We start from the raw sequence: 13,970 nt of genomic DNA on the forward strand, positions 1-13,970 counted from the left end.
AGCAGCCAAGGAAACAAGGACAGCCTCCGCCGTACTGAATCTGTCGATACAGTTATCCCCTTCAGATTGTCAGTCCGAACAGGGAAAAATGAATAGGAGTGGAAGCGCGCTTCCTCACTCCCGGAGGCTAGGGTCTTAATCTTACGAGGAGGAAATCAAAGATTTCCCCGCTCAGGTAAACCCCTCCGCACACTGATTTTTTGTGATAATGAGTCGTAATGGGAAAGACGGAATACGCGTAACCGGCGAAGTGGTCTTCCCCACACCAACATGCGTTGTGAGATGTAATCCGGTTCATATTCCAGTCCCTGGGGAGTGAACCCCTGATGATGTATAAGCGTTCTCTTTTGTCTTTTTTTACTGTCTATTGTCAAGTAAAAAAGATCCGCGAACAGCCTGAATTTTACAGTTTTTCTTTCTTTTTTTCCCCGGTTCTGCCAGAGCTGATTTTCTTGTGAAAATCTCCCGCACAGCCGGTAAAACTAATACAGTTCCGATCCGCAATTCGAGCACTTCTTGTGAAACTTGCTGACCGTTCCTTCCCACCCGCACATTGCGCATTCCTTATGAATGTGGGTTTCGGAACCTGCATGCTGCTCCACCGCGGCTCCTTTGAACAGCGCCCGAAACAGCGTCACTCCCAGAAACAGAATCACTATACCAGCGATTCCTGCCATAACCATACTCGTTGTGCTCATACTCTCTAACCGTCGATGTCAATCAGAATAGATCAGTGTATTCCAACCTGCTGAGATGTGCAATACCTCATCAGATTCGCTTTTGTTTTTGTAATCTGGCAGGCTTGAGGTATCCTTCGCTCCGGACGACGCAAGGCTGTCTAATCACTTCGCCCAGAACACCTCAGCCTTCGCCATCTTATATGCATAATCGCGAAATGGTATCAGATGCCGGGCCCCGCAAAGTTGGTTTCATCAGACGCAATTTTCAGGACCGAGCCGCAGGTCGGGCACACATCATATTCTAAATCCACGAGTGCACGACATTTGGCGCAAAAGCGAGGAGTATCAGGCAGCGAGCCGGGCACTCTGAAGCCGCATCGAGAACATTGAGTCGCCTGTTCGGATATCAATACTGCACAATTTGGACAGAGGACAAGCACCCCTTCCCCCAGCGGTTCGTAGGGATAGCCGTTTCGTAACCTGCTCACCAGGTGGCTTGTCAGCCATCCCATAAACAGCATGAGAGGAACAAGAGAGACTACAGCTATGGACGGATTGTAAGCCACAATGGCATTGTAAATTCCATGCAGGAGAATTGAGGCTGTCAAACCTTCTCCCACTTTAACCAATTCACCATCCTTCCGAAAACGCGCCAATCCGAGAGAGTATCCCCACATTACTGAAAACATGATGTGCGCAGGGGTGGCGTACACGAGTCTCAGAACAAATACTTCAGGGCCGAGAAGAGCCATGTACACGACGTTCTCTACGGAGGCGAATGCGCATCCCGCAGTGGCTGCAAAAAGAAGGCCGTGCATAGGATTCGTGAAATGGCGGCTGCGGTAAACCCCTGCCCATACTGCGACTAATTTGGAAAATTCTTCTATTGGCGCAATCAACAAGAATCCCACTGCTGTGGATGTCAAGTACGTATCTTGTTGAAGAATTGCCCCTGTGACGTGCTCGATGAGCCCCGCGGGAATTGTGCAAAAACATCCCCAGATGAAGACGCGCAAAACATGATCGAAAGAAGTGCCGAAACGGCCGGATCTCCAGCGAAAATAGAGCAGCCACGCGATACCGGGAATCAGGCCGGTCAACGATAATAATAATTGCAGAATGTCACCTCAATTGAATCGTTTCGGGACCGTATTAGCATGATAGCACTCTCAGGCCAAGTCTTGCGTCCGGGTCCCAACTTATACGACAATGCCAAACAGGGATACGCGTTTCCAAACGACCGCGTATTTTCCGGACTGAGGAATATCTGTATTACTCCGTAGGGACTCTTGCGGTCGTGTTCGTACGTTTAGAAATTTTCGGAGCTTTGCATGTCTGTTTCTTCCGCTGTCTGCGGTTCACAAAGAGCACCTCTCGTCAAAACGGAGGAATTGGAAAAATACTTTCCTGTGCCAAAAGGACTATTCGCCCAGGCTGCACAGTATGTTCACGCTGTTGACGGAGTGGATCTGGAAATTTGTCCCGGGGAGACTCTCGGGCTCGTGGGAGAGTCCGGATGCGGAAAATCAACGCTGGGACGGCTGATTCTCAGGTTGGACAAGCCTACTCATGGGAGGATATTCTTCGAGAACGAAGACATAACGCATCGCAGCCGGTCGGAGATGAAATTGCTCCGGCGCAAAATGCAGATTATTTTTCAGGACCCCTATTCTTCACTGAACCCTCGGATGACGGTAGAGAATATCCTTGCCGAGCCACTCGTAATCCATCGCGTCGGAAATGCGGCAGAAAGACGGGCCCGGATTCGTGAGCTGGTGGAAGAAGTTGGACTCAGACCGGAATACCTGCAGCGTTATCCGCACGAATTTTCAGGAGGCCAGCGACAACGAATCGGGATTGCACGGGCCTTAGCATTGAATCCAAGCCTTATTATCGCAGACGAACCAGTATCGGCTCTGGATGTTTCTATTCGGTCTCAAGTGCTGAATTTGATGGAAGATCTGCAGGAGAAATACGGACTCACATACCTCTTCATCTCGCATGATTTATCCGTCGTAGAGCACATTGCAGACAGAGTCGCTGTTATGTACCTGGGAAAAATTGTGGAAATCGGATCGAAACGCGATATTTTCGAGCGCACACTCCATCCTTATACGGAAGCACTGATGAGTGCAGTGCCCATCCCGGATCCTCTGGTGAAACGAAGTCGCATAATTCTCGAAGGAGACGTGCCCAGTCCCATCGATCCGCCATCCGGATGCCGCTTTCATCCACGATGCTGGTTGAGAATTCCTGTTTGCGAGGAAATCGTTCCGCCGCTCCATGACATCGGAGACGGTCACATGGCGGCATGTCACGTGCGAGCGCCTGCGTTTCCTTTGCTGAAGGACCCGGTGTAATACCCTTTTGCATCTTATAGTCAGTGCCAAAGATTCTGTCGTTTATCCCTCGTGTGAATTACAAGATATTGGTAGGGGCCGGCGTCCCTGCCGGTCCATTCTATCGATATCATTGATCATATTGAAAATGTGCCGGCACGGAGGCACGGCACCCACCAATCTTCCCAATATTCAATCGGTCACTAATTTTGGCAACTGTTATAGAAGAATCGGTGGGGGCTTCTTATACCGATTCGCAACAAAGAAGGAAGGTTTGGGGATCCTTTTTTACAGATGGATTATTGCGCGGATGCACTTGACAAACCCTGATGATACCCTCTCTGCATCTCTGCGGTACAATTTTCGTCCTTTCAGAACGGTCCCTTCTTCTCTTCGTCCGGCAGCTTTTCGTGCATGAATAACCAGACCGGCCAGAAGCAGACGATCAGCAGCCACAGCCATTTATGCGTGTAACTGTAGGTATTGACCGGCGAATGGTTATCGATGGTGTTTTGCAGTGCGTCGGATTTCTGCATGGTCAGGAGGTAAATGACAAATCCAACGACCAGGTAGATGACTGCAAGTACGATCAGAATTGTCTGCATGACCCTTATTCACTACGTCCTTTCGTTGTAGTCCATCGCGGCTTTTTTGGGCATCTTGGTTTTGCTCTTCTTCTCCGACGGTCATCCGGCTTTCAGGTGGATCGATTTGCCAAGTGCATAATTTCGTTTTACTTTTCTGAATGCGAGGTTTGCTGCAATCCAATGGCTTCCATAAGCCATTCCAAAGATTTGCGATTTTCCGGATTCTCCTCCAGAACAGGGCAGCGACTCGGATCGGAACGCGATGTGAGCAATTCCATAGCCAATTCCATGCAGTTTCGGTAACCGCAGGCACCGCAATTCGTTCCGGGAAGCCGTTTGAATATTTCCACTGACCCGATCCCTATCCTTGGCTTGGTCTCAGGTTCAAGCGTATCTTTACGGTCCCAGGCCTGGAGCACGAGCTCCATTGCGCAACGGACCAGTACCTGTATGTCCAGCAAGTCATCTGCACGGCAGATTACCAACTCGCGACCTTTGAACGACAGAAGCCTGTGTTCCTCTTCAAAAGCCAAAAGGGGTTTATCGGGATGAAAAGCTCCGCCTCGAATGAACCTGGCCATATAGGGAATGAGGTCGTCCAGTCTGTTCTGAAAAAGACACTCGACTCTCAGCCTTGTCGGATCGGTAGAGCTGGGTTTCACTGCAGCGACTTGAAACGCGCCGAGAACTGTTTTCCAGGTATCGTCCAGAGGACCGCCCTGCGGAATCCCTCTCCGAGAAGGTCCATACGGAATTAACCCGCTGAAACTCAGTTCTCGTTTCCTTAAAGTCTGCAGTATTTTTTCGGCTGGAGCGGAAATCACCAGGCTGTCCGCGACAATCCCGGAGCAAAATCCCGGGACCGGAAGTACATCAACAGCAACGCCTTCGGTCTCGAAACCATGCAGACCTGCTTCAAAAGCGCTCATATCGGGGAAGATCAGAATTTGTGCCATACCTGATATGAATCACGGTCCTGGGAGACAAGTCAAGTGGGTGCAGGAGTAGATTCGCTTCAACCAGACCGAAACCCGGAAAAATCAAAATGGAATTATCAACAGGTGTTAATAACTTTTCATCGGCTTCTCATCGGGTATTCTTGACATCATCGAAATATTAGGAAGTTAGCAGGCCCGTTGATTTTTTTAGTGATTTTTGTCTGCACCAGCTTTGGGCACTTTGTTGGTGAAGGCTTGGGACGGCGGGTCTTCGAAAGTTATCAACAGGCTTACCGGCAAGTTATCCACAGAAAATGTGGATATCCCCGGAAGCTCCCAACAGGTCCGGCATTCATGTGATTGCGCGTGCAACGGAGTGCAAATCTGCGAAACTGTTGGATACGCATGACAGCTCTGGTTGCTGAAACTTGCAAAACACGGGAAAATGTGGTTTTGGTATCTGATATTTATTTTTCGGCGGCCATTTGATTCACTGCCCCTGATAAAAACGCCAGAGACAAGATGCAGACTCTAAAAGATCTCCTCTATACCCTCAATGCCGTGAACTTCATCGATATCGGGATCATGGCGACGCTCGTCTATTTCATTGCATCACGGCTGCAGGGAACTCGGGCATTTGAAATCCTCGGAACGCTTTTCGGGCTGGGATTATTCTACCTTGTGGCATCCTGGTTCCGGTTGATTCTCACATCCGTCATTTTCCAGTATCTCTGGGCCGCAATCATTATCGTGCTCGTCATAGTTTTTCAGCCAGAAATACGCGAAATTCTGGATCGAGCTTCCCCGATTCGTTATCTGCGCGGCCGGCAAAACTACGATATACAGCCCGATCTTGTCGACGAATTGGTCACGGCAGTGGCGGAGCTGATTCGACTCAGGCTGGGAGCGCTCATTGTTTTTCAGCGTGGGAACCGCCTGGGAGATGTGATCATTCACGGCAAGCTCATCGATGGTGTAGTTTCAGCCGATGCGCTGGTCATGATCTTTCAGAAGACTTCACCTCTCCATGACGGAGCGGTTCTCATCAGCAACGGGAGGATCAAATCCGCGGGTTGTATTCTTCCCCTTTCAAAGGACCAGGACCTCGCGTCCACGTATGGAACTCGTCATCGAGCAGCAGTAGGACTGACTGAAAGGACGGATGCCTTCTGTGTCGTGGTATCGGAAGAGCGGGGAGAGGTCTCGGTCGTGGAAAACCGCGAGATCACGAACTTCAAGAAGAAAGGTGAATTCCGGAGCGCCCTGGAACGAGGATTCGCGCGTATATCCAATTCAGAACAGCCTGTCCGCCGTGGTGTTCTGACTCTCATACTCTCGAACTGGCGCATGAAGGTGCTGTCAGCGGGGGTGGCTTTTTTCCTGTGGTTCATCGTAGTCGGTCCTCAACGGTCCGAGGTGGGCATGTCAGTCCCGATCCAATATACGAATTTGCCGGCGGCCATGGAAATCACCGGCCAATGGATGGATCGAATCGATCTGAGGCTCCGCGGGTCCGAAGCGGGACTTGCAAACCTCAACCCGGGTTCGGTCAGGGCAATTGTCGATCTGAGCACGGTTGTACAGGGTTTGAACTGTTTTCGCTTGACCGAGAAGAGCATCCAGGTTCCTCCCGGAATAACCATCTCGCAAATACGACCTTCAGATTTGTATTTGAACATAGAGGCAGCATCAGCGAAAAAGATGACCGTTGTGCCTACGATTGTGGGAAAACTCGCTGAAAATACGAAAGTTGTGGTGACTCCCCCTGAGGTTATGGTAAAGGCTCTTCAGGGAAACTTGAGACGGGTCGCCTCCGTCACGACGGAACCGGTCAATGCAGTCGAATTGCATGCCAAAGGACGCATCCTGGTTCCGGTGATCGTCAAACCGGATGGTCTGAGAGTCGATTCCATAGATCCCATCCAGATAAACGTAAGTATTGAAGCCGAAAAATAAACGTCCAACTTCTCTCCTTGCGGCCTGACCAGTTATGAGTATTTTTGCAAGAATTTTAGACCTGTTGGGGATTGCTGACGGCTTGAGAGTGGATTTGGCCATGGATCTCGGAACGGCCAACACGCTCATCTACGTTAAAGGTAAGGGAATTATCGTTAACGAACCGTCTGTTGTAGCCCTTGAAGTAAACACGAAGAAGGTTGCGGCAATAGGAAGGACCGCTCGGCAGTTTCTCGGAAGAACACCAGCCCATCTACGAGCTGAGAGACCTTTGAAAGATGGAGTCATTGCAGATTTCGATGCAGCAATGGCTATGATCCGGGGGTTTCTGGAAAAAGCGTTCACCCCGAGGCTTTGGATTAACCCGAGAGTCGTTATCGGCGTACCCTCAGGGATCACCCAGGTAGAGAAAAGGGCAGTAAGAGATTCGGCTTACCAGGCTGGGGCAAAGCAGATCTTTCTGTTGGAAGAACCCATGGCCACGGCTTTAGGAGCCGGATTGGATGTGGACATGCCAGTGGGCAACATGGTTGTGGATATCGGAGGTGGAACCACTGAAGTGGCAATAATCTCCCTTTCTGCCACCACGTATTGTGAGTCTATCAGGGTCGCAGGCGATGAAATGGATGATGCCATTCTGCGCTATCTTCAGCGAACCATGCGGGTCGAGATCACTCCCGAACTTGCAGAAGAGATAAAGATTCGCGTTGGGTCTGCATGGCGTCATGGAAACGAGAAGAAGATGTCCATCACGGGAAAGGAAGTCGGCAAAGGCGGCCCTCGGACGGTTGAGGTGACCTCGTCACATGTTGCCGAAGCCCTGGAAGAACCGGTGGACATTATTCTCGAGACGATTCGCAGAGCTTTGGAAAACGCTCCACCCGCTCTCCTGGCGGATGTAAAAGAAAGAGGGCTGATATTGTCCGGAGGAGGAGCACTCCTTTCCGGATTGGATTCTCTCATTCACAAAATGACGGGAATTCGGGCCTATACTGCTGACGATCCACTCACTACCGTAGTTCGGGGCTGCGGCATGGCTATCGAGAATCTTCCCCGATGGGAACGTATCTTTCTGAGTTGAAAAAGAGGGGTCATTTCGCTCATGGACGAACGAGACAAGGAACTGCTTAACCTTATACAAGCGGAATTTCCCGTTGAACCGCATCCGTACCGAGTGCTCGGCGAAAAACTGGAAATGACCGAGGAAGAAGTCCTGAACCGCATAGCATCCTTGAGAAACGAAGGGATAATCCGGCGGATGGGAGCATCGATCAATTCCCGCAGAGTAGGGTACGTAAGCACGTTGCTGGCGGCGAAGGTGCCTCAGGATAAATTCGATTTCTTTGTGCAAACCGTAAATGCCTGCCCCGGAGTGACTCACAATTACGAACGGAAACACAAATATAACGTCTGGTTTACTCTGATTTCTCCTTCCCTTGCAGAAAAGGAACGTACAATACAAGAACTCTCCGATTCCACCGGCGTACCCATTCTCGAATTGCCCGCCCGCAGAATCTTCAAAATTCGAGTTGATTTCAAGTTTTAGCCTCCAACCGAAAAAGCAGGACATGAAACTATTATTAAAACTAAACTCGAGCTATTGATTACAAGTAATTCTTACGATACCTCGCAGTGGGATATTTTGTGATTTATTATCATCACGTTACAAATTCACACGGTATTCTGCAGGAACAATAATCCCCTTTTGACACGCGTCATACAATTTGGTAAGATTTGCCGTTTCGTAAGGGATATACTTTGTGTACGTGGGGAAACCATGGAGAATCATAATAACGGCGATCCAAAAATAAAGAGAGAAGTTCAGGAGCTTCTGCTGCTATTTGAAATCAGTCATACCCTGGACCGCAGCCTGGATCTGAGGGATGTCGTCGGTCCGGTCTTGGAGCTTATAGCCAAACATATGGGAATGTTGCGAGGGACTCTCACCCTGCTCAATCGACAATCCGGAGAAATCTTTATAGAGGCCGCACACGGTCTTTCTGAAAGCCAGAAAATCCGGGGGCGATACAGGCCTGGAGAAGGGGTAATCGGTCAAGTAGTAAAGACCGGAACCCCCGCGGTCGTTCCTCATATTTCTGACGAGCCACTCTTTCTGGATAGAACCGGAGCCCGCAAGGGAATGAAAAAAGAAGATATTTCATTTCTCTGCGTGCCCATCAAAATAGAAAACGAAGTTGTAGGCACCTTGAGCGCAGACCGTCTCTTCGATGCAGAAGTGGCACTGGAAGAAGATGTCAGGCTGCTTTCCATCATCGCCTCCATGATAGCCCAGGCAGTGCGTTTGCGGCAGTCCGCGCAGGAGGAACGCCATCGATTACTGGAAGAAAACGAACGCTTGCAACATGAATTGAAAGAACGGTTTCGCCCGTCGAATATCGTCGGGAACTCAAAAGCCATGCGCATGGTGTACGACCTCATGGCTCAGGTCTCCAAAAGCGACACAACAGTCCTGATTCGAGGAGAAAGCGGTACAGGCAAAGAACTCGTTGCCCATGCAATACATTTTAACAGTCTGCGCTCCACCAAACCTTTCATAAAGGTAAACTGCGGCGCGCTGCCGGAAAGCGTTGTGGAAAGCGAGCTGTTCGGTCACGAAAAAGGAGCGTTCACGGGCGCCATTGCCACGAGAAAAGGCCGATTTGAACTTGCTCACAGTGGGACCATCTTTCTCGACGAAATCGGAGATCTTTCTCCCACTACACAAATTAAATTGTTGCGCGTTCTCCAGGAAAAGGAATTCGAACGCGTCGGCGGCTCCGCCACTATCAAGGTGGATGTTCGCGTGATCACCGCAACCAACCGGGACCTGGAACAGCTCATAGCTGAAGGCCAGTTCCGCCAGGATCTCTACTATCGGTTGAATGTGTTTCCCATTCATGTTCCCCCCCTTCGGGAACGCAAAACAGACATTCCACTGCTTGCCGACCACTTTGTCGAGAAATACAGCAAAGCCAATCATAAGACCATCAGACGCATTTCCACGCCGGCAATCGATATGCTCATGAGCTATCACTGGCCGGGAAACGTGCGTGAGCTGGAAAACTGCATGGAACGGGCAGTTCTGCTCAGCAGCGATCACGTAATTCACGGACATCACCTGCCCCCGACACTCCAGACCGCGGAAGCCAGTGATACAATCCACAGCGGCACTCTCGATGGAACTCTTGAGAATATCGAGCGCGATCTGATCCTGGACGCGCTGAAAGCAGCACGCGGTAATAAGGCGAAAGCTGCCCGTGCGCTCGGCATAACGGAACGGATCATGGGATTGCGAGTCCGGAAGCACGGGATAAATCCGCGACGTTTTCGTACCTCTGCGTAGCGGTCACCCAGTTTCCCTACCAAATAGTAGCTTCTTCACCCTGTGCGTCGGTCAGCCGTATTTGATCGGCGCACTTCCTATGTATTATTTCAAGCACTTAGCTCTTCCACGACAACTTTTCATTTTTGGCATCTCTATTGCTCTTTGCCTCCCAAGACAAAGCTGCCGCTTCGAATGCTCTGATTAAGTTCCCCGTGAGCGCTCACCACATTCAGATCGGATACGCGACGGCTTAAGCACGCAAAGAATATTTGGAGGTGACTTGACATGAATCCCGCAGACAACGCATGGGTTTTGGTGGCATCCGCTCTGGTGCTTCTTATGACACCAGGTCTGGCCATGTTTTACGGTGGATTGACCAGATCCAAGAACGTGCTGTCCACCATGATGCACAGTTTTTTCCTGATGGGACTGGCTTCGATAATCTGGCTCTTCTACGGCTTCAGCTTGGCCTTCGGAACTGATATTGGCGGAGGAATATTGGGAAGCCTGCAATATTTCGCTCTTGAAGGAATAGGCGCGGAAGTCTGGCCCGATCAGACCATTACAGGATCGACGTTCATGATATTCCAGTGCATGTTCGCGGTAATCACTCCGGCTCTTATTTCCGGTGCTTTTGCAGAACGTATGAAGTTCAGTGCCTTCGCTGTTTTCATGCTTCTCTGGATTACCGTCGTGTATTGTCCTGTTGCCCACTGGGTGTGGGGTCCTGACGGATGGCTTCTTAAATTGGGTGCGCTGGATTTCGCCGGAGGCACCGTTGTCCACATCAATGCTGGAGTCGCAGGTCTAGCCTGCTGCATCGTCCTTGGGAAACGTAAAGGCTACGGCACCGTCCCCATGATTCCGCACAATCTTACCCTCACATTACTGGGAGCGGGTCTTCTCTGGTTCGGTTGGTTCGGTTTTAATGCAGGAAGTGCCCTGAAGGCAGACGGAACGGCCGCCATGGCTTTTGTAGTCACTCACATGGCCACTGCTGCAGCAGCCCTTTCCTGGGTCTTTGCAGAATGGATACTCAAAGGAAAACCGACCACGCTGGGTGTGGCATCAGGTGCGGTGGCAGGGCTCGTAGCAATTACCCCCGCTGCCGGCTACGTGGGCCCGGTCTCTTCGGTAATCATTGGAGCTGTTGCAGGTGTGGTGTGTTACCTGGCTGTTTTGGCCAAGGGTCCTCTGGGATATGACGATTCTCTCGACGTGGTTGGCGTACATGCGGTCGGCGGGATCTGGGGAGCGTTGGCTACCGGGCTCTTCGCATCCAAAGCGATCAATGCTGCGGGCAATGACGGCCTTTTCTTCGGGAATGCCGGACAATTGGGAACCCAGTTGCTGGCTGTCGGCGTAACCATCATCTATTCATTCGTGGTGAGCTTGATCATTCTTTACATCATTAAAGCTGTGATAGGACTGCGAGTTACCGAAGAAGAAGAAGTATCCGGCGTAGATCTTTCCGCCCATGGTGAGGCAGGCTACACCCTCTAATCCAGGGCTGCTTGAGGGAAACGCTCAATATATTCCGGTGACCCGATCGCGGGCCGGAGAGGGAAAAAGGGGACCAGAATGAAAAAAGTGGAAGTCATAATCAAACCGTTCAAACTGGATGACGTGAAAGAGGCTCTCAGCGCTATAGGCGTTCAGGGTATGACCGTGACCGAAGTCAAAGGGTTCGGACGTCAAAAAGGCCACAAGGAGATCTACCGAGGAGCCGAATATCTGGTGGATTTCCTCCCCAAAATCAAAATGGAAATGGTGGTTGCCACTGAAATGGTGGACCAGGTAATCGAAAAAGTAATTGCGGCTGCCCGCACCGGGACCATAGGAGACGGCAAGATCTTTGTAATGCCCGTGGAAACGGTTGTGCGAATCCGAACTGGCGAAAGAGATGCAGACGCAGTGTAACCATTTTGTTCAAGATGCAATGCAATCCGGGGGGCGTGTTTCTCAAGAGCACGCCCTGGAGCACGAATGAGACAGCGAGAGTGGCCGTACGAAAGTGTAACTTGGAACTCCCAAAACTTACATTTATGTAACTTTCTTGTACAGTCCCGAGTCAACATTCAGGGGTACTCATTTTAGATTCCCCCTTATTCCAGGTCATTACAAATACGATTGCACCAATTGGCCTGCTGGCATAATGCTTGCTTGGAGTCCCCGGAGACGTGAGGTCCATTTGAGACCTCTTGGTCTGGGGTGAAAGAAGTTTTCGGGGACAAGCCGGCACCCGTAACGTTCCCAAGCCCTGCACGAACTTGGAGGGAATGGAAAAACAAGATGGATGGTGCAAACACTGCTTTCGTTATGGCCTGTTCGGCGCTTGTCCTGGTGATGACTCCGGGTTTGGCGATCTTTTACGGAGGACTCACCAACTCGAAAAACGTTCTGTCAACGATGATGCACAGTTTTTTTCTCATGGGTTTGGCCTCGGTGGCATGGGTCGTGTATGTGTACAGTTTGTCCTTCGGACCGGATGTAGGCGGTGTGATCGGTAATCTCAGCCACTTCATGGGTGCGGGCGTGACCGCCGCCGTTAAGGAGGGCCTTACCATTCCTCATACCGTGTTCATGACGTTCCAGGGTATGTTCGCAATCATCACGCCCGCGCTGATTTCCGGTGCATTTGCCGAGCGCATGAAATTCAGTTCGTTTGTAGTATTCAGCTTGCTCTGGCTCACCTTTGTGTATGCTCCCATTTGTCACTGGGTGTGGGGCGAAGGATGGCTTCAGAAACTCGGAGTTCTGGATTTTGCCGGAGGGCTCGTGGTTCACTTGAACTGCGGTGTTGCCGCCTTGGTTGCGGCGATTGTGGTCGGCAAACGGAAGGGCTACGGCAGTCGAGCTTTCATTCCCCACAACTTGACTCTGACTCTGCTTGGAGTGGGATTGCTGTGGTTCGGATGGTTCGGATTCAATGCAGGAAGTCGTCTCGCAGCAGATGGAGTAGCGGGCAACGCGTTCTTGACCACGCATCTGGCTGCTGCAGCGGGGGCACTCTCGTGGGCATTCGCTGAATGGATTCTCAAGAATAAACCGACAACCCTGGGCGTCGCTTCAGGTGCGGTTGCAGGATTAGGTTCGATTACTCCGGCATCCGGCTTTGTCGGCATGGGATCCGCGTTGATTATCGGTCTTGTGGCTGGAGTGATCTGTTACATGGCCGTGCTTTCCAAAGAACGGCTGGGATATGACGATTCCCTGGACGTGGTGGGAATCCACGGTGTCGGAGGAGTTTGGGGAACGCTGGCCACAGGACTCTTTGCATCCAAGCTCATTAACGAATCCGGAAGTGACGGCCTGTTTTTCGGGAATCCGGGACTTTTCGTCACTCAATTCATCGGAGTAGCTGTTACGATCGCATATTCGTTCATAGTAACCCTCATTCTCCTGTATGTGGTAAAAGCTATCTTGGGGCTCCGCGTGACTCAAGAAGAAGAAGATGCCGGAGTGGATACGTCGGCACACGGAGAAGTCGGGTACAATTTCTAGCTTCTTCCGGCATTCGGCTTTCTCGATTTGCATGAGAAATTGGCTCGAACAATCCTGAAGCGTATTCGGAATCAGAAAGGGGGAATACATGAAGAAGATCGAAGTAATTATAAAACCGTTCAAGTTGGATGACGTAAAAGAAGCGCTGAGTTCTATCGGCGTGCAAGGCATGACGATAAGCGAAGTAAAAGGATTCGGGCGCCAGAAAGGCCATAAGGAGATCTACCGGGGAGCTGAATATCTGGTGGACTTTCTCCCGAAGATCAAAATGGAAATGGTCGTAAAATCCGAGATGGTCGATCAGGTGATCGAGAAAGTCATTGCCGCAGCTCGAACCGGTAGTATTGGAGATGGCAAGATTTTCGTAATACCCGTGGAAACCGTCGTTCGTATCCGAACCGGCGAACGGGATGAGGATGCACTGTAAGTATCGCAAGTTTTACCTTAATCGTTTAACTAATCCTGCTCCAGGAAAGGATAGGATCAAAGAGGCAAGTCTTCTCCCGGAGCATAGACCGATCCCGGTCTGACCCATTCTGTTCTCGGGCCGTGCGGGATTCACGTTCAGACTTCCTGGAATGCCAAGATTAGAAAGTCGATCAGACGGATAATCTTGAACCCGTCCTTTCCACATAAAGGAC

At 50.7% G+C, this 13,970-nt stretch carries 13 protein-coding genes; 9 read left to right on the forward strand and 4 right to left on the reverse strand.

The window, feature by feature from the left end; all coding sequences use genetic code 11:
* Window positions 1-482: 482 nt before the first annotated feature.
* A complete protein-coding gene (locus tag DESTI_RS17880; RefSeq protein WP_157212196.1) occupies window positions 483-698 on the reverse strand; it encodes a hypothetical protein in 216 nt (71 codons plus the stop codon).
* Between the two features lie 203 nt (window positions 699-901).
* Window positions 902-1,780 (reverse strand): PrsW family glutamic-type intramembrane protease, encoded by an 879-nt coding sequence (locus tag DESTI_RS17885; protein WP_014811371.1) that lies wholly within the window; start codon window positions 1,778-1,780, stop codon window positions 902-904.
* 231 nt (window positions 1,781-2,011) lie between these two features.
* Between DESTI_RS17885 and DESTI_RS17890 the strand changes: the two genes are divergently transcribed.
* A complete protein-coding gene (locus DESTI_RS17890; RefSeq protein WP_014811372.1) occupies window positions 2,012-3,040 on the forward strand; it encodes an ABC transporter ATP-binding protein in 1,029 nt (342 codons plus the stop codon).
* A gap of 350 nt (window positions 3,041-3,390) precedes the next feature.
* Here the strand turns inward: DESTI_RS17890 and DESTI_RS17895 are convergent, their stop codons facing one another.
* On the reverse strand, window positions 3,391-3,624 hold the full coding sequence (locus DESTI_RS17895; protein WP_014811373.1) for a hypothetical protein: 234 nt from the start codon (window positions 3,622-3,624) through the stop codon (window positions 3,391-3,393).
* Between the two features lie 128 nt (window positions 3,625-3,752).
* The gene (locus DESTI_RS17900) at window positions 3,753-4,562 is read right to left on the reverse strand and encodes a (Fe-S)-binding protein (protein ID WP_014811374.1); all 810 of its coding nucleotides are present in this window, start codon (window positions 4,560-4,562) and stop codon (window positions 3,753-3,755) included.
* 504 nt (window positions 4,563-5,066) lie between these two features.
* On the opposite strand from DESTI_RS17900, the gene DESTI_RS29105 reads away from it, so the two are divergent.
* The 8 genes from DESTI_RS29105 (at window position 5,067) to DESTI_RS17940 (ending at window position 13,756) form a co-directional block, all read left to right on the forward strand.
* The gene (locus DESTI_RS29105) at window positions 5,067-6,500 is read left to right on the forward strand and encodes a diadenylate cyclase (RefSeq protein WP_014811375.1); all 1,434 of its coding nucleotides are present in this window, start codon (window positions 5,067-5,069) and stop codon (window positions 6,498-6,500) included.
* A 34-nt stretch (window positions 6,501-6,534) separates the two neighbouring features.
* Window positions 6,535-7,581, forward strand: coding sequence for a rod shape-determining protein (locus DESTI_RS17910; RefSeq protein WP_014811376.1), 1,047 nt, complete (start codon window positions 6,535-6,537; stop codon window positions 7,579-7,581).
* Between the two features lie 21 nt (window positions 7,582-7,602).
* Complete coding sequence (ahbA, locus tag DESTI_RS17915) at window positions 7,603-8,046, forward strand: siroheme decarboxylase subunit alpha (RefSeq protein ID WP_014811377.1); 444 nt, start codon at window positions 7,603-7,605, stop codon at window positions 8,044-8,046.
* 231 nt (window positions 8,047-8,277) lie between these two features.
* A complete protein-coding gene (gene nifA / locus DESTI_RS17920; protein WP_014811378.1) occupies window positions 8,278-9,843 on the forward strand; it encodes a nif-specific transcriptional activator NifA in 1,566 nt (521 codons plus the stop codon).
* A 267-nt stretch (window positions 9,844-10,110) separates the two neighbouring features.
* Window positions 10,111-11,328 (forward strand): ammonium transporter, encoded by a 1,218-nt coding sequence (locus DESTI_RS17925; protein WP_014811379.1) that lies wholly within the window; start codon window positions 10,111-10,113, stop codon window positions 11,326-11,328.
* A gap of 78 nt (window positions 11,329-11,406) precedes the next feature.
* A complete protein-coding gene (locus DESTI_RS17930) occupies window positions 11,407-11,745 on the forward strand; it encodes a P-II family nitrogen regulator (RefSeq protein ID WP_014811380.1) in 339 nt (112 codons plus the stop codon).
* Window positions 11,746-12,117: 372 nt separating this feature from the next.
* Window positions 12,118-13,329 (forward strand): ammonium transporter, encoded by a 1,212-nt coding sequence (locus tag DESTI_RS17935; RefSeq protein ID WP_014811381.1) that lies wholly within the window; start codon window positions 12,118-12,120, stop codon window positions 13,327-13,329.
* Window positions 13,330-13,417: 88 nt separating this feature from the next.
* The gene (locus DESTI_RS17940; protein WP_014811382.1) at window positions 13,418-13,756 is read left to right on the forward strand and encodes a P-II family nitrogen regulator; all 339 of its coding nucleotides are present in this window, start codon (window positions 13,418-13,420) and stop codon (window positions 13,754-13,756) included.
* Window positions 13,757-13,970 lie beyond the last annotated feature (214 nt).

It is taken from the genome of Desulfomonile tiedjei DSM 6799 (assembly GCF_000266945.1).
Lineage (GTDB): Bacteria > Desulfobacterota > Desulfomonilia > Desulfomonilales > Desulfomonilaceae > Desulfomonile > Desulfomonile tiedjei.

Bases quoted from the DNA above. Each gene is read 5' to 3' on its own strand.
- DESTI_RS17880 (WP_157212196.1), bottom strand. From the start codon at position 698: ATGAGCACAACGAGTATGGTTATGGCAGGAATCGCTGGTATAGTGATT.
- DESTI_RS17890 (WP_014811372.1), top strand. From the start codon at position 2,012: ATGTCTGTTTCTTCCGCTGTCTGCGGTTCACAAAGAGCACCTCTCGTC.
- DESTI_RS17895 (WP_014811373.1), bottom strand. From the start codon at position 3,624: ATGCAGACAATTCTGATCGTACTTGCAGTCATCTACCTGGTCGTTGGA.
- DESTI_RS17900 (WP_014811374.1), bottom strand. From the start codon at position 4,562: ATGGCACAAATTCTGATCTTCCCCGATATGAGCGCTTTTGAAGCAGGT.
- DESTI_RS29105 (WP_014811375.1), top strand. From the start codon at position 5,067: ATGCAGACTCTAAAAGATCTCCTCTATACCCTCAATGCCGTGAACTTC.
- DESTI_RS17910 (WP_014811376.1), top strand. From the start codon at position 6,535: ATGAGTATTTTTGCAAGAATTTTAGACCTGTTGGGGATTGCTGACGGC.
- ahbA (WP_014811377.1), top strand. From the start codon at position 7,603: ATGGACGAACGAGACAAGGAACTGCTTAACCTTATACAAGCGGAATTT.
- nifA (WP_014811378.1), top strand. From the start codon at position 8,278: ATGGAGAATCATAATAACGGCGATCCAAAAATAAAGAGAGAAGTTCAG.
- DESTI_RS17925 (WP_014811379.1), top strand. From the start codon at position 10,111: ATGAATCCCGCAGACAACGCATGGGTTTTGGTGGCATCCGCTCTGGTG.
- DESTI_RS17930 (WP_014811380.1), top strand. From the start codon at position 11,407: ATGAAAAAAGTGGAAGTCATAATCAAACCGTTCAAACTGGATGACGTG.
- DESTI_RS17935 (WP_014811381.1), top strand. From the start codon at position 12,118: ATGGATGGTGCAAACACTGCTTTCGTTATGGCCTGTTCGGCGCTTGTC.
- DESTI_RS17940 (WP_014811382.1), top strand. From the start codon at position 13,418: ATGAAGAAGATCGAAGTAATTATAAAACCGTTCAAGTTGGATGACGTA.